Here is a 20,461-nt window from a genome sequence, read left to right as displayed (position 1 = left end):
CCAACGCACCCGCACGGCACCGGACGCCTGCACGAACCGCCAGCTCGCACCCGCCCGGCCGTCGGGCACGCCGGTCGCCCAGGCCCGGCGCTGCGCACGCGAGCACGCCGTTCACCCAAGCCCGGCGATCCGCACGCCGGCACACCGGGCACCCACACGACCTGAGCGCCGGTCCGCCGGTTGCCCGGCACGGCCTTGACGCCGACCCGCCGGTTACCCGGTACGGCCTGGACGCCGGCCCGCAGCTCACCCGGCAAGGCCTGCAGGCGAGCACGCCGAAGACCCCGCCGTGCGCTTGCCGCCGGTCCGACGCTGACGCCGACCCGACGCCCCCGACCTGCTGGAACCGGCTCAGACGCCGGCGCCCAGCACCGAGTTGATCTGCTGCGGGTCACCGCAGACGATCAGCAGGGCGCCGGCCCGGGCCAGAGCCAGGGGCAGTGCGGTGGCGGCAGCGGTGTCGGACCCACCGTTGACGGCGACCACGACCACAGGCCGGGACGCGGCACGCTCGGCCACGGCGGCGTCCGTGTAGAAGACGTCGTCGCCCGCGTCGTGCTGCGCCCAGTACGACGCCTCACCGAAGGACAGCTCGTGAGCGGCCCAGGGGTGCGGCTCGCCGGTGGTGACCACCAGCACGTCGCTGGGGGCGCGGCCGGAGTCCAGCAGCAGGTCCACGGCTTCCTCGGCAGCGTCCAGCGCGCCCTCGGCCGGGGCCGGGATCAGCTGGATCTGCGGGGTCGCCGGGGCCGAGGCCGGAGCGGGCGCGGCAGGGGTGACAGTTGCGGCCGGACCCGCGGGGCCGGGCTTGGCAGACCCGACCGCACCCGAACGCTGCGCCGGCGGCGAGGGCCGGAGAGAGCCGGGACGACCAGGACGCGGCGGGGCCGCGGGGCGGGGGCCGGGTACGGGACGAGGGGTCGGCGCGGTACGGCCGGTGGCCGAAGCAGCGCGGGGACCCTGGGCACTCTCGTGAATCTGAGGCTCCTCGGGGATGAGAGGCATGAGTTGATGTCTATCAAACGTTGGTACGGGTCGCGCCAGCGGGTGGCACATACGTGCGACCGGAAGCGTCAGAAGTCGAAGCCGAGCTGGCCGTCGATCTCCGGAACGTTTCCGTCCGCCCAGCTGCGGGCCTTCTTGAGGTGCCGCCATTGCGGCAGCGCATCAAGATACGCCCACGTCAACCGGTGGTAGGGGGTGGGGCCCCGCTCCGCCAGTGCGGCCTTGTGCACGGGTGAGGGATACCCGGCGTTGTCCGCAAAACCGAAGTCTGCATGGTCGATACCCAGTTCGGCCATCATTTTGTCGCGCTGAACCTTGGCGATCACCGAGGCAGCCGCGACGGCCACGCACGACTGATCACCCTTGATCACCGTGCGGACCTGCCAGGGCGCCCCGAGGTAGTTGTGCTTTCCGTCGAGGATCACCGCGTCGGGACGGATCGGCAGCGCGTCCAGAGCACGCACGGCCGCGATCCGCAGTGCCGCCGTCATCCCGAGGTCGTCGATCTCCTCCGGAGAGGCATGCCCCAAGGCGTACGACGTCACCCAGGTCCGCAACAACTCGGCCAGCTCGGTCCGTCGTTTCACGGTGAGCAGCTTGGAGTCGGTGAGACCCAGGGGAGGCCGACGGAGTCCGGTGACCGCCGCGCAGACGGTCACGGGGCCGGCCCAAGCGCCACGCCCCACCTCGTCGACACCGGCAATGATCTTCGCTCCGGTCGTTGCGCGGAGGGAGCGCTCGACGGTGTGAGTAGGTGGTTCGTACGGCATGGCGCCCTTAGATTACGCCGCCCGCGACCGACTCCGACACCCCGGTCCCCCAAGACGCCGCCAGGGGCACGGCGCGTGCACAGGTCGTTCGGCATGCCGTCACGGAAGCGCTCCGCGCCGACACCGTCGCACTCGTGAACCGAACCGGAAAGACGGCCGGCTCTAGACCCGTACCCCCGTCCAGTCGGGCAGCGCCTCCGTCTGCTCCGACCACTCCGCGGGCGGTGCCCCGGCCTCCCCCGCCGCGAGCACGCCGCCCACGATGGCGCAGGTGGTGTCCACGTCGCCGCCGGCCTGTGCGGTCGTCCAGAAGGCCTGCTCGTACGCGCCGAGGGAGCGGGCGGCCGACCAGAGGGCGAAGGGCACCGTGTCATGGGCGGACGTCCGCCGCCCGCAGCCCAGTACCGCCGCGACCGTTCCCGGGTCGCCGTAGTCGAGCATGTCCCGGGCGCGGCGCAGGCCCGCCCCGACGGCACTCTTCGGCACGAGGGCGACGACGCCGTCGAGCAGCGACTCGGGGCTCGGCGGTCCGCCGGGGGCCGCGACCAGAGCGGCGGCCGCCGCGACGGCCATGGCGCCGACCACCGCCTCACGGTGCTGATGCGTCGGATAGGCGGAGATCTCCGCCTGGTGCGTGGCCTGCTCGGGGTCGTCGGCGTACCAGGCGCCCAGCGGGGCGATGCGCATCGCGGCGCCGTTGCCCCAGGATCCCTGGCCGTTGAAGAGCGCGGAGGACAGCTCCCGCCAGTCGCCGCCTTCGCGGATCAGCCGGAGCATCCGGTTGACCGCCGGGCCGTAGCCGCGGTCGAAGTCGTGACGCTCGGCGAAGGAGCGGGCGAGGGCGTCCTGGTCGATCCGGTGGTGGGCGGCGAGGACGGCGACCACGGAGCAGGCCATCTCCGTGTCGTCGGTCCACTGCCAGGGGCCGGGTGGCAGCTCGCGGCACTTGAGCAGCGGATAGTTCGCGGGCACGAAGAACTGGGAGCCGAGCGCGTCACCGACGGCGAGTCCGCGCAGGCTGGCCAAGGCGCGATCCAGGCGCCCGCCGGGAGAGGAGTCAGTCATTGCTCTGCCACTCTATTCGGTGATCCCGTACGGTTCCGGGTCTCGCCAGCGTTCGAACGGCCGGTCCAGCGTGTACTTGCCGTCCTCCCCCAGAACGAGCATCCGTATCTCGCCGTTCCCGGGGTTCGACAGCGACTCGAACTCGGCGACCGTCCAGTGGAACCAGCGCATGCAGAACAGCCGCATGGCCAGGCCGTGCGTCACCAGCAGCACGTTGGACGGATGATCCGGCGCCTCGAAGCTGCGGTACAGGCTCTCCAGGAAGCCGCCGACCCGGTCGTACACGTCGGCGCCGCTCTCGCCCTGCGCGAAGCGGTAGAAGAAGTGCCCGTACGCGTCGCGGTAGGCCTTCTGCAGCCGGACGTCGTCGCAGTCCTGCCAGTTCCCCCAGTCCTGCTCGCGCAGCCGGGGCTCCTCGCGTACGCGTATCAGGTCGGGGTCGAGGTGGAAGGCGCGGAGCGTCTCGTGGGTGCGGCGGTAGGGCGAGACGTAGACGCTCACCTGTTCGCGTCCGAAGAGATCACGGAGCCGCTTGCCGGCCTCCTCGGCCTGTCGCCATCCGCGTTCGGTCAGTGCCAGTGAGTGATCGGGTTCGCGTTCGTACACGGAGTCATCAACATTGCCCGTTGACTCGCCGTGCCGGACAAGGACGATGCGCCGTGGTCGTGCCATGCCAAAACCCTAGTTCGGGCGAGGCCGTATCGAGCACTCGTACGGGCTCCATACGGCGTAGGTCACACACTTCCCGCACCATACGCCACATAAGGCGCACGCTCCGCGGAGCCGGGATTCAGACGATCCAGCTGGGTTCCAGCTCCACGATGTCGCCCGTCAGCGCCGCGACGTCCGCCTCCGTCTGGGCCCGCAGAGCCAGCCTCTCCACGCGTTCGGTGCGGTACTTTCCGTGCTCGGCGGCCGACCGCCACATCGACAGGACCATGAACTCGTGCCCCGGCGCCTCGGCGAAGAGGCCCCGGATCATCCCCGGAGAACCCGCCATGGCGGGGTTCCAGACCTTCTCCTGCATCAGCGTGAAGTTGTCGACGCGCTGCTCGTGGACGCGGCACAGCGCGACGCGGACGAGGTCGGCGTCCGTGAAGCGCGGTTCGAAGCCCGTCTTCACGTCGAAGCGGTAGTCGAACAGCCTGACCTGGGCGTCCTTGAAGGTTCCGGCCTGTGCCGCCGCCAGCCGGTCATGGGAGCGGGCCATGAAGGAGTCGTAGAACGCACGGCTCTCCCAGAAGGCGAAGATGTGCGCCACCGAGGGCCGGCTCCGGCTCCAGCCTCCGCCCTGTCCCCGAAATCCCGGCTCCCCCGGAAGCCCCGCCCATTTTCGCTGCCCCCGCTCGAAGCCGCGGCGGTCCACCACGGTGCAGCGAATCCACTTGACCAGCACCGCGCCATCGTACGGCCACGGGCGTGGCGCCGGTCACGTTCGGCCGAGGCGCACCCGCGCACACCCGCCCACGCGCGTGGCAGGATGGACAACCGGCTTCAATCGCCCGGCAGTTCGGGCTGCGGGCGCAGGAGAAGGGGGACGACGTCCGATGAGCGGCATCAGCAAGGGGATCCGCAAGGTCGAGATCGCGGTCAAGTGGGACCCGAGTGGACCGGGGCAGCCGCCGAGCGATCTGGACATAGTGGCCGCCACCTACCTGGCGGAGGATCCGTACGGCGATCCCGCCTACACGGTCCACTTCGACAGCCGCTCCCCTGACGGCACCATCACGCTCAACCGGGACAGCAAGGACGGCAAGGGCTTCGGGTGGGACGAGGTCATGACGGTGGAACTCGACCGGCTGGACGCCCGCTACGGGCGCGTGGTGGTCGGCGTCGTCATCCAGCAGAGGCCCGACCGGCGCACGTTCGTCAGCGTGATCAAGCCGTCCCTGCGGATCCGCGAGGGCTACGCGGATCTCGCCACGGACGACTTCGGCGGCGTCCTCGGCTCTACGGCCGCCAGGGTCGCGGAGTTCGTCCGCGGCGATTCCGGGGCGTGGGACTTCCACTCCGGTGTCCACGGCTTCGAGGACGACCCCGTCGCCTTCACCAGCACGATGGGCCGCCCGCACATGTCGTGACCAGATGGCGTGATCACGGGTCGCGACCACATGTCGTGACCACATGTCGACATCCCGCCGACCGAGCGGGACCTGAGCGCACACGACCAGGGGCGCCGGCACGAAGCCGGCGCCCCTCGCCGTCAGGGAGTGTCACTCAGACGTCAGCTGCAACCGCTCGTCGAGCCGCAGCCCTCGCAGATGTAGCAGGAGCCGGCGCGCTGCATCTTCGTACCGCAGGAGAAGCACAGCGGGGCGTCGGCCTGGATGCCCAGCTGCATCTCCACCAGCTCGGCGCTGGTGTGCACCTGCCTCGGGGCGGGCTCGGCCACCTCGACCTCGGCCTTCGGCGTGACGACGGCCTTGAGCTCCTGGGCGCGCGGCGCCGACTGGGCCAGGCCCTCGACGTCGACGTCCTCGTCGGACGGCTCGTACGAACCCGTCTCCAGGTGACGCTGACGCTCGTCGGCGGAGTGGATGCCGAGCGCGGAGCGCGTCTCGAAGGGCAGGAAGTCCAGCGCCAAGCGGCGGAAGATGTAGTCGACGATCGACTGCGCCATCCGCACGTCCGGGTCGTCCGTCATACCGGCCGGCTCGAAGCGCATGTTGGTGAACTTCGAGACGTACGTCTCCAGCGGCACGCCGTACTGCAGGCCCACCGAGACGGCGATCGAGAAGGCGTCCATCATGCCCGCGAGGGTCGAGCCCTGCTTGGACATCTTCAGGAAGACCTCGCCGAGACCGTCGTCCGGGTAGGAGTTGGCGGTCATGTAGCCCTCGGCTCCGCCGACGGTGAAGGACGTGGTGATGCCGGGACGTCCCTTCGGGAGGCGCTTGCGGACCGGGCGGTACTCGACGACCTTCTCGACCGTCTCACGGATGGCGGCCTCGGCCTTCTCCGTGATCTCCGTCTTCTCCTTCTCCTTGGTCTTGGCGGAGAGGGGCTGGCCGACCTTGCAGTTGTCGCGGTAGATGGCGAGCGCCTTGACGCCCATCTTCCAGGCCTCGAAGTAGATCTCCTCGACCTCCTCGACGGTCGCCGACTCCGGCATGTTGACCGTCTTGGACAGGGCGCCGGAGATCCAGGGCTGGATCGCGGCCATCATGCGGACGTGGCCCATCGCGGAGATGGAACGCTCGCCCATGGCGCAGTCGAACACCTCGTAGTGCTCGTGCTTGAGGCCCGGGGCGTCGACGACATTGCCGTGGTCGGCGATGTGGGCGACGATCGCCTCGATCTGCTCCTCCTGGTAGCCCAGGCGGCGCAGGGCCTGCGGGACGGTGCCGTTGACGATCTGCATCGAGCCGCCGCCGACCAGCTTCTTGAACTTGACCAGCGCGAGGTCGGGCTCCAGGCCGGTGGTGTCGCAGGACATCGCCAGACCGATGGTGCCGGTCGGGGCGATGACGGACGCCTGGGCGTTACGGAAACCGTTCTTCTCGCCGAGGCGCAGCACGTCCTGCCAGGCCTCCGTGGCGGCGGCCCAGATCGGCGTGTCCAGGTCGTCCATGCGGACGGCCTTGGTGTTCTCGTCGGAGTGCTGCTTCATGACCCGCAGGTGCGGCTGGGCGTTGCGGGCGTAGCCGTCGTACGGGCCGACGACCGCGGCGAGTTCGGCGGAGCGCCGGTACGACGTGCCGGTCATCAGGGAGGTGATGGCGCCGGCCAGGGCACGGCCGCCGTCGGAGTCGTAGGCGTGGCCGGTCGCCATCAGCAGGGCGCCGAGGTTGGCGTAGCCGATGCCGAGCTGGCGGAACGCGCGCGTGTTCTCGCCGATCTTCTGCGTCGGGAAGTCCGCGAAGCAGATGGAGATGTCCATCGCGGTGATGACGAGCTCGACGACCTTGGCGAAGCGCTCGACGTCGAAGGACTGGTTGCCCTTGCCGTCGTCCTTGAGGAACTTCATCAGGTTCAGCGAGGCGAGGTTGCAGGACGTGTTGTCCAGGTGCATGTACTCGCTGCAGGGGTTCGAGCCGTTGATGCGGCCGGACTCCGGGCAGGTGTGCCAGTGGTTGATCGTGTCGTCGTACTGGATGCCCGGGTCGGCGCAGGCCCACGCGGCCTCGGCCATCTTGCGGAACAGGGCCTTGGCGTCGACCTCCTCGATGACCTCGCCGGTCATCCGCGCACGCAGACCGAACTTCCCGCCCTGCTCGACCGCCTTCATGAACTCGTCGTTCACGCGGACCGAGTTGTTGGCGTTCTGGTACTGGACGGACGTGATGTCGTCGCCGCCCAGGTCCATGTCGAAGCCCGCGTCGCGCAGGGCGCGGATCTTCTCCTCTTCCTTCACCTTGGTCTCGATGAAGTCCTCGATGTCGGGGTGGTCGACGTCGAGGATGACCATCTTGGCGGCGCGGCGGGTGGCGCCACCGGACTTGATCGTTCCTGCGGAGGCGTCGGCACCACGCATGAAGGAGACCGGACCGGAGGCGTTGCCGCCGGAGGAGAGCAGCTCCTTGGAGGAGCGGATGCGGGAGAGGTTCAGGCCGGCGCCGGAGCCGCCCTTGAAGATCATGCCCTCTTCCTTGTACCAGTCGAGGATCGACTCCATGGAGTCGTCGACGGACAGGATGAAGCAGGCGGAGACCTGCTGGGGCTGGGGCGTGCCGACGTTGAACCAGACGGGGCTGTTGAAGCTGAAGATCTGGTGCAGGAGGGCGTAGGCCAGCTCGTGCTCGAAGATCTCCGCGTCGGCGGGCGAGGCGAAGTAGTTGTAGTCCTCGCCGGCCTTCCGGTACGTCTTCACGATGCGGTCGATCAGCTGCCGGAGGCCGGTCTCGCGCTGCGGGGTGCCCACGGCACCGCGGAAGTACTTGCTGGTGACGATGTTGACCGCGTTCACCGACCAGAAGTCGGGGAACTCGACGCCACGCTGCTCGAAATTGACCGAGCCGTCGCGCCAGTTGGTCATGACGACGTCACGGCGCTCCCAGGCCACCTCGTCGTACGGGTGCACGCCGGGGGTGGTGTGGATGCGCTCGATACGCAGTCCCTTGGTCGCCTTGGTGCCCTTGGCGCGGGAACTCCGTGCCGGACCGCTCGCCGTCTCTGTCATGCCGCCTCCCTCTACGGGCGAAAACGCCCTGAAGTGCCACGATGTTCCCGTGGCACGTGTTCTGTCTGGTGTTGCGGGGCCCTGCCACTGCCACCCGCAACAGGTCTTCTGTCGCCGCCGACCGGCCGGTCCGGATGCCGCCCCCGGGCCCGGCCCACCTGTCAGTCGGCGGAGCGCGCGGGCTCGGGGAGCTGAGCAGCCCCTCCGGACCCGCGGTCGTCTTCCTGGCTCCCCACGCCGCCGGCGCCGTTGTCCGCGGCGGGGTGTTCCCGCTGGTGCCTGAGTTCCGCGATGGCCGCCTCGAAGTCCTCCAGCGACTCGAACGCCCGGTAGACGGAGGCGAAGCGCAGATAGGCGACGAGGTCCAGCTCCTGCAGCGGACCGAGTATGGCCAGCCCCACGTCATGGGTGGTCAGCTCGGCACTCCCGGTGGCCCGCACCGCCTCCTCGACCCGCTGGCCGAGCTGCGCGAGCGCGTCCTCGGTGACGGGTCGCCCCTGGCACGCCTTGCGCACCCCGTTGATGACCTTGGTGCGACTGAAGGGCTCGGTGACTCCGGAGCGCTTCACCACCATGAGCGAGCACGTCTCCACGGTCGTGAAACGACGGGAGCAGTCAGGGCACTGGCGGCGCCTGCGGATCGACGTGCCGTCGTCGGTCGTACGACTGTCGACCACACGGCTGTCGGGGTGCCTGCAGAAGGGGCAGTGCATGGATTCCCATCCCTCCTCACAAGCAGACTCAATAGCCTCAACAGACCCTTGGGCCCCTCGAAGCGAGCACAAGCATAGGCGATGATCGTGCGAGCCAAGACCGGGGGGACCACAACTTCTGGGCTGCTGTAGCCATCCAACCACTACATGTGGGGATTGGCTCGCACATCCACCCAGACTCGCGTGTCGACGGCGGCACCATCCGGCTCCCCGCGCACGTGCGGCGCTCGGGTGACCTGGGCGCACGGCCGTATCAAGGTCGCAGGTGGGGAGATACCGTGGGCGCCACACGGAGAAGACGTACGACTTCCCGCGTCCGAGGGGGCCGATACCCGGCCCGGAGGGCACCGGATGGCAGACTGGGCCGCGCTCCACGAGGGATCACCTCGGCGGTGAAGGGTACAACAATCGACGCTTTTGTCCGCGGGACTCCGCGTCAGCCATACACCCAGGCGCACGATCACACCCCGTGATTCGCGCTTTTTCACTCGAACGTGTGTTTGGCGCAACCTTTCGAAAGCAACTACCGTTGTCCAGCAGGGAGACCATCGAGAGGGGCCGACGTGACCACCACCGCAGACAGTGCCACCATCACTGCCCAGGACCGCTCCCAGGGCCGACTCGAGCCGGTGCATGCGATGAACGAAGCCACGAACCCAGAGGGGCAAAAGCGCTCCCTGCCGGGCCGACCTCCAGGCATCCGGGCGGACAGCTCCGGGCTGACCGACCGGCAACGCCGGGTGATCGAGGTCATCAGGGACTCGGTGCAGCGCCGCGGCTACCCGCCGTCGATGCGGGAGATCGGCCAGGCGGTCGGCCTGTCCAGCACGTCCTCCGTGGCCCACCAGCTGATGGCACTGGAGCGCAAGGGCTTCCTGCGCCGCGACCCGCACCGCCCCCGCGCCTACGAGGTGCGCGGCTCCGACCAGGCCGCGTCGGTGCAGCCGACGGACACCGCGGGCAAGCCGGCCGCTTCCTACGTTCCGCTGGTCGGCCGCATCGCCGCCGGTGGCCCGATCCTCGCCGAGGAGTCGGTCGAGGACGTCTTCCCGCTCCCCCGGCAGCTCGTCGGTGACGGTGAGCTGTTCGTGCTCAAGGTCGTGGGCGACTCGATGATCGAGGCCGCGATCTGTGACGGCGACTGGGTCACCGTCCGCCGTCAGCCGGTCGCCGAGAACGGTGACATCGTGGCTGCGATGCTCGACGGCGAGGCCACCGTCAAGCGCTTCAAGCGCGAGGACGGCCACGTCTGGCTGCTGCCCCACAACGCGGCCTACGAGCCGATTCCGGGCGACGACGCGACGATCCTCGGCAAGGTGGTCGCAGTTCTGCGTCGAGTCTGACGCCCGCCGCGGGCGGCCCTTTCGAGACCGCCGCCCTCCCTGACCGGGCCCCGGGACCTCTGCGCCGGTTCCGGGGTCCTGTGCTGTCCGGCGCACATGCCGAGGGGGCCGGAGGGCGGGCCGCCGTCCGGGCTCCGAGGGCGGATGGGCCCGGGAGGCGCGTCGCCCCGGACCCGATGGCCGATGCCCCGAAGACCGACCGTCCGGAACCTGAGGACCGACGTGCCCGAAGGCAGATCGTCCGGAACCTGAGGACCGATGGGCCCGAAGGTAGATCGTCCGGAACCTGATGACCGATGGCCCGAAGGCGAGTCGTCCGGGACCTGCGAGCCGTTGGGCCGGAAAGCCGGGTGTCCGGCCCATGACCGCCGAGCCCGGTCCGGAACCCGCCCACGACGCGAGCTCCGCTAGTGGGCCGCCTCGGCCTCCGCCTTCTTCGCCGCCGCGTCGATGGCGGACAGCGACTTCCGGACCTGGTTACGGTCCGTGGTGTACCAGAAGTCGGGCAGTGACGCCTTCAGATAACTCCCGTAGCGGGCGGTGGCCAGACGCTGGTCGAGCACGGCGACCACACCGCGGTCCCCCGAGGCCCGCACCAGGCGACCGGCGCCCTGGGCCATCAGCAGGGCCGCGTGAGTGGCGGCCACCGCCATGAAGCCATTGCCTCCGGCGTCCTCCACCGCCTTCTGGCGCGCGCTCATCAGCGGGTCGTCGGGGCGCGGGAACGGGATCTTGTCCATGACGACCAGCTGGCAGCTGGGCCCGGGCACGTCCACGCCCTGCCACAGCGACAGCGTGCCGAACAGGCACGTCCTGGGGTCGGCCGCGAAGTTCTTGATGAGCTCGCCGAGGGTCTCCTCGCCCTGGAGGAGGATCGGGAACTCGGGGATGCGTGCGCGCAGCTCCTCGGCGGCCAGTTGGGCGCCCCGCATCGAGGAGAACAGCCCGAGGGTGCGCCCGCCCGCAGCCTGGATCAGCTCCGTCAGCTCGTCGAGCATGTCCGCGCGATCACCGTCACGCGCGGGACGCGACAGGTGCTTGGCGACGTAGAGGATGCCCTGCCGGGGGTAGTCGAAGGGCGAGCCGACGTCGACCCCCTTCCACTGCGGGAGGTCGTCGCCCTCGGTGCCCTCGGGTGCGAGCCCCAGGGAGGCACCGACGCCGTTGAAGTCGCCGCCGAGCTTCAAGGTCGCCGAGGTCAGGGTCACCGACCGGTCCGCGAAGAGCTTCTCCCGGAGCAGGCCCGAGACCGACATGGGGGCGACGCGAAGAGAGGCGCCGAAGCGGTCGTGGCGCTCGTACCAGACGACGTCCCACTCCGAGCCCTGCGTGATGCGCTCCGCCACGTCGTGCACCGACTCCACGGACGCCAGCGCCTGCTTGCGGACCGCGTCCTCGTCCTGGACGGACTTGTCGCGGGTCGCGCCGATCGCGGAAATAACCGTGCGACAGGCGTCGCGCAGTGCCGTCAGCGCGTAGCCGAGATCCTCCGGAATCTCCTCCAGCCGGCCGGGCAGGGCCAGCTCCATCAGCCGCTCGAAGCCCTCGGCGGCGGTCTGGAGCTGGTCGGCGGCCTTCTCGTTGACGAGCTTCGCGGCGCGACGGACGGCGCGGTTGACCTGGCCGGGGGTCAGCTCGCCGGTGGCGACGCCGGTGACCCGGGAGACCAGCTCGTGGGCCTCGTCCACGATCAGCACCTCGTGCTGTGGAAGAACCGGGGCACCCTCGATGGCGTCGATCGCGAGCAATGCGTGGTTGGTGACGACGACCTCGGACAGCTTGGCGCGCTCCCGTGCCATCTCCGCGAAGCACTCGGCGCCGTACGCGCACTTCGACGCGCCCAGGCACTCCCGCGACGAGACCGACACCTGGGCCCACGCGCGGTCCGACACGCCCGGCGTCAGGTCGTCACGGTCGCCGGTCTCGGTCTCGTCGGACCAGTCCCGCAGCCGCAGCAGGTCCTGACCCAGCTTGCTGGTGGGCGCGGCCGCCTCGAACTGGTCGAAGAGGCCCTCCTCCTCGTCCTGCGGAACGCCTTCGTGCAGGCGATGCAGGCACAGGTAGTTGGACCGGCCCTTCAGCATCGCGAACTCCGGGCGCCGGCGCAGCAGCGGGTGCAGCGCCTCGACCGTGCGGGGCAGGTCCCGCTCCACCAGCTGACGCTGAAGGGCGAGCGTGGCGGTCGCTACGACGACCCGCTCCCCGTGCGCGAGCGCGGGCACCAGATAGCCCAGCGACTTGCCGGTGCCGGTGCCGGCCTGGACCAGCAGATGGGAGCCGTCGTCGATCGCCTCCGCGACGGATTCGGCCATGGTCACCTGGCCTGGGCGCTCCGTGCCGCCGACGGCTGTGACGGCGGCATGCAGGAGTTCGGGGAGTGAGGGCTTCGTCATAGCCCGACCACCCTACGGCGCTGCACTGACAAAGGGGTGATCACGGGGAGGTGGGGGGTGGGACGGAGGTGAGATCAAGACCCGCGGTGACGGGGTGCGGGCCGAGGGTCCGGCCGGCCTGTGGATCGGTTGGGTGCGGCACAGGATCGGTACGGACCACTGAGGATCGGGCCTGGATGGATGGGAGCGACGAGTGATCGAGAGCGGCTCGATTGGTCGGGTCGCGAACCTCCTCGTCGAACTCCCTCGCCGACGCGAAGAAATTGAGTGGGAACCGGATCGCCGTGAGCGGTGTACCAAAAGTGATGACGTTGTCGCTCAGCGCTACAGCAGATGACGGAGGGACCGGTCTCGCACCATGAGGGCGGACCGTTTACCAGGCAGGTCGACCTCGGCGGCGAACCGGAAACCGGCGCTGAGGAAGGCGGCCACGGAGGGGGTGTTGCGAATGTCGGGTTCGGCCACGACGCGGGCGCAGGCGGGGCGTCTGTCGAGGACGAGGTCCGCCACGGTTCTGAGGAGCAGACTGCCGAGTCCTCGTCCTCGCCTGGCGATATCGCCGATCAGGAGGTGGAGGCCGGTGTCGTGCGGACGGGCCGGGTAGTGACGGGCCAGTGGGTCGAGGTCGGCCCGGTAGATCTCCCAGTAGCTCATCGGAGTGCCGTCCAGGACGCCGAGGCAGGGGACGCTGCGTCCGTCGCCGCTCAACTGGGCGTGCAGGTGGCCCTCGGTCCTCTCCTGGGATCCGTCCAGCTCCCAGAACGCGGCCACGGCCGGGTCGTTCATCCACCGGCCGAGGAGGGGCAGATCCCGTTCCACACGCACGGGGACGAGCTGGAAAACGCCTGCGGACGTGTCGGTGGGGCCCCAGTCGCCGACCTGGTCGAGGAGGTCGTCAGGGGCGCGCCGGGCCGGTGCTGGACCTGGTTCCGGTGCTGGACCTTGCTCCGCGGCAGGCTCGGACCGGTCCGCCTCCTGTTCCTGCTCGGCCAGGAAGGCGAGGAACTCCTTGGGCAGACGCAGGTCCAGCGTGTCCTCGGCGTCGGTGTCCTGGGGCGTGTCGGCAGCGGCGTCGGTGCTCGCGTCGGTGCTCGCGTCGGTCGGAGGCACTTGAGGCTCCTCTCAGAAGGCGGCGTCGGGGCGTCTTCCTTGTGGGTGGCGGGAGTTGATGTCGGTCAGGGACGGAGGGGGTTGGCGATGGTGACGTAGACGGACTGGGTGTCCACGGGGCCCGCGAGTTCGTCCAGGCCGTGCAGCCGGGTCAGGAGGTTGGCCTTGCAGCGCAGGACGGGTGAGTCGAGGAGACGGGAGGGAAGCGAGGTGCGCAGCCGGACGGGGCCGGAGGCGGCGCGTTCGAGGAAGCGGCGGAAGGCGGCGAGCAGCAGCCCCTCGTCAGCCAGACGTTGCGATCCGAACGCGCCGATGAGACCGAACACGTTGTTGATCGCCAGGTAATAGGCGAAGCGCTCGTCGGCGACCTCGTCGGCCACGAAGGTGTCGCTGCGCTCGCCGATGCCCGGGAGCCGGGAAGCCAGTTCGGCACGCCGGGATTCGCGGAAGTAGAAGCCCTGGTTGTCGCGGTATCGGCCGCCTGCCGGCCAGCCGTCGCTGTCGAGCAGGACCAGCGTGTTCTGCTGGTGGGCCTCCAGGGCGATCCCGGCCTCGCCGTCCAGCCAGAGCACGGGTCGGACGACGTGTTCGAGGTAGCGCAGGAACCACTCGGCGGCGACGGCCGCGCGCAGACGACCGGTCCGGGCGGCGAGTCCGGTGACGATCCCGGCCAGCCGGGACCGGTGGGACAGCCGGTCGGACTGCTGCGGGCGGTCGGATCGGGGCATGCGGTAGGGCTGGGGAAGGGGTGCCGTGAGCCCGGCGAGGCAGGAGACGTCGTCCGTCGGCGTGAACGGGTTGTGCCGGATCACGACGTCGAGACCGTTCACCGGATTGCCGTCCGGCCCGTCGACGGCGAGCCAGGCCGGGTCCCGCACCACGTCGAAGCCGGGGTGCGCGGCTTGCCACTGCTGGGCCAGCCCGGTGCGCAACAGTCGGTGGACCTCGGCACCACGGTGCAGTTCCTTGCGGAGGTTTTCACGACGGGAGTTGGTGATGTGCAGGCCCAGGGAGAGCTTGAGCATGGCGGGGGCGTGGCCCCGGTAGACGGTGCGGACGGAGGAGGTGGGGTGCCAGGCCGGCCCGTGTACCCCGAGGTCACGGAGCAGTCCGGCGTCGAGCAGAGTGCCGACGTCGTCGCGGTGCCGGAGTTCGCGCGCCTGCCAGGGGTGCAGGGGAAGGGCTGTGTACCCGTCGGGCAGGGGCAGCTCGGCCCCGGCCAGGTGAGCGGCGAGCCGGGCTGCGGGGACGACGCGGCCGCGTTCCGTCCAGGCGGAGTCGGTGGCGAGCAGGGAGGGGGCCACGGCCATCCAGTGCAGGGAGAAGGCACCGTGCTGCTCGGGTGACCAGAGGCGCGCTTCCGTCTCGGTCAGGCCTTCGCGACTCTTCGGGGTCGGGTGCAGGGGATGCCCGAGCAGCAGTGCCTGCTCGGCTGCGAGGAAGAGGTCCGCCTCGTCGGTGGGGGGCTGTCCGCGCTCGCCGATGAAGGTGGCGACGCGGCGGACGGAGTCGGCCACGCGCGCGACGAGGTCGGTGTTGCAGTGGCCGTATCGGTCGTCCCGGCCGCGACGGTCATCGCGATCGTCGTAGTCGTCGTAGTCGTCGTGGTCGTCGTGGTCGTCGTGGTCGTTGCGATCATCGCGGGCGTCGCGGTTGTGGAGGTCGTCGCGATCGTCGCGGTGTCCGTGCGCGCTCGCGTGCGAGTCGCCGGGCGTCTCCCGGGCGAGCAGTGCGGCGACGGTGACCGCGTCGAGGGGCGGGGAGTCCGCCGGGGCGTCGGCCGGACGGGGTGGGCCGAAGCGGTGCCAGCCCGTGCGGGACCAGTAACGCACGGGGGCGAGGAGAGCGGTGCCAGTGGCGGGGAGCGGAATGAGGAGGGTGTCATGGGCGGGGGCGGGGTGGTTCGTCTCGCGTACCCAGCAGCGCAGCAGGTTCTCCACGGTGGCCGCCTCGGCGGCGGTGTGGGCGTCGGGGTGGTCCAGGAGGTCGGTGACGGTGCCGTCGAGGCGCGCCGGCTCCTGCCGATCTCTGTGCTGTCCGGGGACCGTCGCTGCCGTGGGTACGGGTTCGGTCCCGTAGCCGTCGCGGCGTTGCGCGGGGGTGCGGAGACAGTCGTCAGGTGTGGGGGCGGTGGTCAAGACGGGTCCTCGGGGGGTCGATCCGGCTCGGGCGGCAGCGCGCGCCGTGGGGTGTGGGGGAGATCTGCATCCGCGCTCCCGCTATCGCGACCTGTGGGAGGGGGTGGGTCGATCGGTGTCGCCGGAGTGTTCGCCCTGGGCGGTGTTGCCGTAAGGGCGGCGAAGCGGGCGTGGCGATGTCTGGCGGCCCTAGGCGGGGTGGGCTCGGGCGGCCGACGTCAGGGCGTCGGCCAGCCGGTCGAGCACGGCCGAGGCCTGTTCGTCGGTGATGGTGAGCGGGGGAAGCAACCGGACGACGCTCGGTCGGCCAGGGGCGATGCCCACGATCAAGCCGCGCCGGAGACACTCCCGTTGCACGGCGGCGGCCAGGCCGGGGGCGGCGGAATACGCGCCGTAGGCATGTACTTCCCCGGACGCCGGCGAATCGGCAGCGCGGCCAGTCCACGCGGTGCCGAACTCATCGCGGGGCGCACGGTCATGAACCGCTTCCCGATCCCCCACCAACTCGACTCCGATCATCAACCCACGTCCGCGTACCTCGCCGATGCAGGCGAACTCAGCAGCCAGGTAGTCGAGTTGGGAGAGGAGGCGAGAGCCGATGGTCGCTGCTCGTTGGGCGAGTCGGTGTTCGCGGACATGGGCGAGGGTCGCGGCACCCGCGGCGAGGGCGAGTTGGTTGCCGCGGAAGGGGCCGGACGAGGCGATGGGCCGGGGAGGCGCGAGGGCTTCGTGGTGGATCACCGCGGCCAGCGGAAGGCTGCCGCCGATGGCATCGGAGAGGATCATCACGTCGGGCGTGACCCCGCTGTGCTCGACGGCCCAGAAGGCACCGGTCCTGCCGACGCCGGTCCGCGTCTCGTCGGCGATCAGGGGGATGGAGCGGGCGGCGGTGAACCGCCGTGTCGCCCGCATCCAGGCGTCGGACAGGGGGAAGACCCCACAGTCGCCGTGGACGGGTTCGACGACGATTCCGGCGGGATCGGTCGCCGCAGACGTGGCGGAACGAGCCGACTCGCCTCGTTGAGCCGACTCGCTCCGTTGAGCCGCCAGTTCGCCGTGGCCCGCGTCGGCGGCCCCGAAGGGGCAGCGAGAACCGCTCCCCGACCCGCCCGGCGCGAGCGGTCCCCGCTCGGTGCCCGTCAGCGCGACGATTCCGGAGCGTCCGGTGGCCGCGCGTACGAGCGCGACGGCGGTCTCGACGGCTTCCGTCGCCGAGGGGCCGCAGAACTGCACGCGGGCGTGTTCGGCGAGCCCGGGCGGCAGGGTGCGCCTCAGCTCCCTGACGAAGGAGTCCTCGACGGGGGTGGCGAGGTCGGGGACGTCGAGAGGGGCGCCCGAATCGAGGACCTTGCGGATCGCTGCGAGTACGGCGGGGTGGTTGTGGCCGAGAGCGAGGGTTCCGGAGCCCGAGAGGCAGTCCAGGTAGCGGCGTCCGTCCGCGCCCTCGACGGTCATGCCGCGTGCGCGTACCGGCACGATCGGCAGGGCGCGTGCGTAGGTCCGCGCCGCCGTCTCGCGCGACTGCTGTCGGCGCGGGGCACCCTCGGTCACTGGCACGACTCCTCGTCCTCCCGTTCTTGGGCACCCTCCGGCCTCTGTGGGGCGGCTAGTTGGTCTCACGCTCCCGGCGGGCGGCGGCGTCTCGCCCACCTCCGCCGGCGGCGCGCTCACGTGCGGGTGGGCCGCACGGCATGCGCGCGCCCGTCGCCCAACTGCTCCGCCCGAACGTGCTTTGCCCGAACGTGCTCTGCGCGCACGCCGCCCTCGGAGCCCGGAGCGTCACGAGACGGCCATGGGGTCACCCATGCCGATGGGCCTCGTCCAAGCGTGTCCTCGATGACGTCGACGACGTCCACACATCCGACGCGCCCGTCGCAGGACTCGCGCCCACGCGGCACCCCGGGACGGTCACTGTCGACGGCACACCTCCCGAGGCGATCCACGTGGTACATGGGCACACAGGACCGGCCCCGGTCCCCGCCCCCACCGCTACCAACCGCGGTCCCGCCACCGGGTTACGGGTTGCTTCAAGATCCTTGCCGTGACGGAACCGTTGCCGTTCCGTCGGAAGTCCCCCACAGCGAGCGCATAGTGTGGTGTGCCGTTCCCGGAAAGCCGTGAGATCGGCCTGAACCGCAGGTGAGTTCGGCCAGGATCGCGGCCGCGGCGCCGAGTCCTTTCACCACCAGGGGGAGTAACACCATGCGATCCATACGGCCGTCGTTCACCGCTCGCCGGGAGGGGCGCGCCCGCCGCGGAACCTCCCCGGCGCTTGCCGCCGTCGCGCTGGCCTCCACGCTCGCGCTCACCGTCACCGCGTGCGACTCGGGTGACTCCGCCGTGGATGCCAAGGCGTCGGCCTCGGCCACTGCGGGGACCGACGGCGAGTTCAAGATCCCGGACGACATCAAGGACCAGCTCAAGGAGCACGGGATCGATCTGGACAACTGGCGGAACGGCGCCTGGAAGAACTGGGACAAGGACGACTGGCTGCGCGAGGCCGAGGACTACATCAACCCGATCATCGAGGACCTGTGGGACCCGGACCGGATGCGGGAGGCCGAGGAGCCGGACAAGGCGGTCGACGAGGGTGACATCTCCGGTGACCAGGGGGTGACCGACCCGACGCCCGAGCCGGTGGAGGCGGAGGCCGTGCCGGCGTCGTACCACGACAACGCCCCCGAGGCGGGCAAGGTGCTCTTCGACTCCCCCGAGGGCACGATGGTCTGCTCGGGAACGGTCGTGAAGGACCCGGCCAACCCCGGCAAGTCCAACCTCGTGTGGACGGCGGGGCACTGTGTGCACGCGGGCAAGAGCGGCGGCTGGTACCGCAACATCGCGTTCGTGCCGTCGTACAACGACGCGGGCATGTCGGCTGCGGAGTTGCAGAACGCCACCAAGGAGGAGGTCGCTCCGTACGGCGTCTGGTGGGGCGACTGGGTGCAGACCTCGGACCAGTGGATCGAGCAGGGCAGTGCGACCGGCGGCCAGGGGGCGGCGTACGACTTCGCCGTGCTGCATGTGACGCCGGAGGACGGCAGTGGGGGCAAGTCGCTGGAGGAGATGGTGGGCGCGGCGCTGCCGGTCGACTTCGCCGCTCCGGCCGTGCCCGAGATGGAGAGCATGACGGCGACGGGCTACCCGGCGGCGCCGCCGTACGACGGGCAGAAGCTGTACCGGTGCGAGGACAAGCCGGGTCGTCTGTCGATCAATGCCTCGGACCCGACGATGTACCGGATCGGCTGCACGATGACCGGTGGCTCGTCCGGGGGCGGCTGGGTCTCGACGGGCTCGGACGGGAAGCCCGCGCTCGTGTCCAACACCTCGATAGGGCCGGTGACTTCGGGCTGGCTGGCGGGACCGCGACTGGGTGAAGAGGCCGAGGGTGTGTTCCAGGCCGTGAGCGGCAAGTTCGCCGGCCAGTGATCATGCTGGGCCGCGCCACGCACAGGTGACACCGCGGCCCAGCACATTCTGACGACATCTCAACGGGGGTCACACCACCATGCGTTCCCTATTCGAGCGCCGCACCACCAGCACGACCAGAGCCACCAGCACCACCATCGCCACTCGCACCACCAAAGCCACCCGCACTTCCCTCGCCGCTTCCTCCCTGCTCATCGCCCTCGCCCTCACCGCCACCGCGTGCGGCGGCGGCAGCGCGGACGAGGGGGCCGACCGGGCGGGCGCCACGGCGTCGCGGGAGGCCGACGGCGGTGACGGCAAGGCCGGGATACCGGCGGACATCGCGGACCGCCTCGCCGAGGCGGGCATCGACGTGGACGCCTGGAAGGACGGCGGCTGGCGGGACTGGGACAAGGACAAGTGGCTCAGCGAGGCCGAGGACTTCGCCAATCCGGTGATCGAGGGCCTGTGGAAGCCGGAGCGGATGCAGTCCGCGCAGGTGGCCGACAAGACCCTGTCGACGAAGGACGCGTCGGCCGATCCGGGCGTCAGTGATCCGGAGCCGGCGCCGGTCCGGGCCGAGGCGGAGAAGACGCCGTACCACCGCAACGCCGCTCCGGTCGGCAAGGTCTTCTTCGACTCCCCCGAGGGCTCGATGGTCTGCTCGGGCACGGTCATCAAGGACGTGAACCATCCGGGGAAGTCCAACCTCGTCTGGACGGCGGGCCACTGCGTGCACGCGGGGCAGAGCGGCGGCTGGTACCGGAACATCATGTTCGCCCCGGCCTACAACGACCTCGGCAAGTCCCAGGCGGAGCTGGGCAACGCCTCCAGCAGCGAGATGGCGCCGTACGGCAACTGGTGGGCGGACTGGGCCTCCACCTCCAGCGGCTGGCTGCAGGGCGGCTCGGCGACCGGCGGTGCGGGGGCGGCGTACGACTACGCCGTGCTGCACGTGCAGCCCGAGCAGGGGGCCAAGTCCCTGGAGGAGACGGTCGGCGCGGCGCTGGACGTGGACTTCTCGGCACCGTCCGCGGCGGAGTCCGGCGAGATGGGCGCGTGGGGGTATCCGGCGGGTCCGCCGTACAACGGGTTGCAGATGTTCAAGTGCATCGACCGGCCGGGGCGGTTCTCGCTCAGCCCGGCGCTGCCGACGATGTACCGGATCGGCTGCACCATGACGGGCGGTTCGTCGGGCGGCGGCTGGTTCCGGGTGGTGGACGGCGAGACCGTGCTGGTCTCCAACACCTCGATCGGACCGGCCGACAGCACCTGGCTCGCGGGGCCGCAGCTCGGGCAGGACGCACAGGCGCTGTACGACAACATGAGCCGGACGTACGGCGGTCGGTGACGCGCCGATGACGAAGGCCCGCCCCTCACACCAGGGGCGGGCCTTTTCC

General features: G+C 70.4%; 15 protein-coding genes. 4 read left to right on the top strand and 11 right to left on the bottom strand.

The features are described from left to right. Window positions 1–351 precede the first annotated feature (351 nt). The 5 genes from ACIP2X_RS29515 to ACIP2X_RS29495 all read right to left on the bottom strand — a co-directional run bounded on the left by ACIP2X_RS29515 (window position 352) and on the right by ACIP2X_RS29495 (window position 4,236). Complete coding sequence (locus ACIP2X_RS29515) at window positions 352–1,005, bottom strand: hypothetical protein (RefSeq protein ID WP_401678476.1); 654 nt, start codon at window positions 1,003–1,005, stop codon at window positions 352–354. 68 nt (window positions 1,006–1,073) lie between these two features. After that, window positions 1,074–1,775, bottom strand: a complete 702-nt coding sequence (locus ACIP2X_RS29510; protein WP_401678473.1) for a ribonuclease HII — start codon at window positions 1,773–1,775, stop codon at window positions 1,074–1,076. 162 nt (window positions 1,776–1,937) lie between these two features. Then, on the bottom strand, window positions 1,938–2,840 hold the full coding sequence (locus tag ACIP2X_RS29505) for an ADP-ribosylglycohydrolase family protein (RefSeq protein WP_401678470.1): 903 nt from the start codon (window positions 2,838–2,840) through the stop codon (window positions 1,938–1,940). 12 nt (window positions 2,841–2,852) lie between these two features. After that, a complete protein-coding gene (locus ACIP2X_RS29500) occupies window positions 2,853–3,512 on the bottom strand; it encodes a histidine phosphatase family protein (RefSeq protein WP_401678467.1) in 660 nt (219 codons plus the stop codon). Window positions 3,513–3,630: 118 nt separating this feature from the next. Beyond that, window positions 3,631–4,236, bottom strand: coding sequence for a YdbC family protein (locus ACIP2X_RS29495; protein ID WP_401678464.1), 606 nt, complete (start codon window positions 4,234–4,236; stop codon window positions 3,631–3,633). 151 nt (window positions 4,237–4,387) lie between these two features. Here ACIP2X_RS29495 and ACIP2X_RS29490 point away from each other — a divergent pair, with 151 nt between their 5' ends. Further along, window positions 4,388–4,921, top strand: coding sequence for a TerD family protein (locus ACIP2X_RS29490; protein WP_401678461.1), 534 nt, complete (start codon window positions 4,388–4,390; stop codon window positions 4,919–4,921). Window positions 4,922–5,064: 143 nt separating this feature from the next. On the opposite strand, the gene ACIP2X_RS29485 is transcribed toward ACIP2X_RS29490, so the two are convergent. Beyond that, entirely contained in the window at window positions 5,065–7,959 is a 2,895-nt protein-coding gene (locus tag ACIP2X_RS29485) for a vitamin B12-dependent ribonucleotide reductase (protein WP_401678459.1), read from the bottom strand. Window positions 7,960–8,120: 161 nt separating this feature from the next. After that, window positions 8,121–8,672, bottom strand: coding sequence for a transcriptional regulator NrdR (nrdR, locus tag ACIP2X_RS29480; RefSeq protein WP_401678457.1), 552 nt, complete (start codon window positions 8,670–8,672; stop codon window positions 8,121–8,123). Window positions 8,673–9,235: 563 nt separating this feature from the next. Between nrdR and lexA the strand changes: the two genes are divergently transcribed. Then, window positions 9,236–10,015, top strand: coding sequence for a transcriptional repressor LexA (gene lexA, locus ACIP2X_RS29475; RefSeq protein ID WP_356920975.1), 780 nt, complete (start codon window positions 9,236–9,238; stop codon window positions 10,013–10,015). A 407-nt stretch (window positions 10,016–10,422) separates the two neighbouring features. Here the strand turns inward: lexA and ACIP2X_RS29470 are convergent, their stop codons facing one another. From ACIP2X_RS29470 to ACIP2X_RS29455, 4 genes are all read right to left on the bottom strand, one after another. Continuing rightward, complete coding sequence (locus ACIP2X_RS29470) at window positions 10,423–12,408, bottom strand: ATP-dependent DNA helicase (RefSeq protein WP_401678454.1); 1,986 nt, start codon at window positions 12,406–12,408, stop codon at window positions 10,423–10,425. A 324-nt stretch (window positions 12,409–12,732) separates the two neighbouring features. Further along, a complete protein-coding gene (locus ACIP2X_RS29465) occupies window positions 12,733–13,518 on the bottom strand; it encodes a GNAT family N-acetyltransferase (RefSeq protein ID WP_401678453.1) in 786 nt (261 codons plus the stop codon). Window positions 13,519–13,583: 65 nt separating this feature from the next. Beyond that, a complete protein-coding gene (locus ACIP2X_RS29460) occupies window positions 13,584–15,656 on the bottom strand; it encodes an IucA/IucC family protein (RefSeq protein WP_401678451.1) in 2,073 nt (690 codons plus the stop codon). Between the two features lie 189 nt (window positions 15,657–15,845). Beyond that, the gene (locus ACIP2X_RS29455; RefSeq protein WP_401678448.1) at window positions 15,846–17,207 is read right to left on the bottom strand and encodes an aminotransferase class III-fold pyridoxal phosphate-dependent enzyme; all 1,362 of its coding nucleotides are present in this window, start codon (window positions 17,205–17,207) and stop codon (window positions 15,846–15,848) included. A gap of 651 nt (window positions 17,208–17,858) precedes the next feature. On the opposite strand from ACIP2X_RS29455, the gene ACIP2X_RS29450 reads away from it, so the two are divergent. Both ACIP2X_RS29450 and ACIP2X_RS29445 read left to right on the top strand, forming a co-directional pair. Next, the gene (locus ACIP2X_RS29450) at window positions 17,859–19,082 is read left to right on the top strand and encodes a trypsin-like serine peptidase (RefSeq protein ID WP_401678446.1); all 1,224 of its coding nucleotides are present in this window, start codon (window positions 17,859–17,861) and stop codon (window positions 19,080–19,082) included. Between the two features lie 79 nt (window positions 19,083–19,161). Further along, the gene (locus tag ACIP2X_RS29445) at window positions 19,162–20,412 is read left to right on the top strand and encodes a trypsin-like serine peptidase (protein ID WP_401678443.1); all 1,251 of its coding nucleotides are present in this window, start codon (window positions 19,162–19,164) and stop codon (window positions 20,410–20,412) included. Window positions 20,413–20,461: the final 49 nt, after the last annotated feature.

The organism is Streptomyces sp. NPDC089424, assembly GCF_044749345.1.
GTDB lineage: Bacteria > Actinomycetota > Actinomycetes > Streptomycetales > Streptomycetaceae > Streptomyces.
Note: the sequence above shows the minus strand (reverse complement) of the source record. Positions and strands in the feature narration are given on the sequence as shown.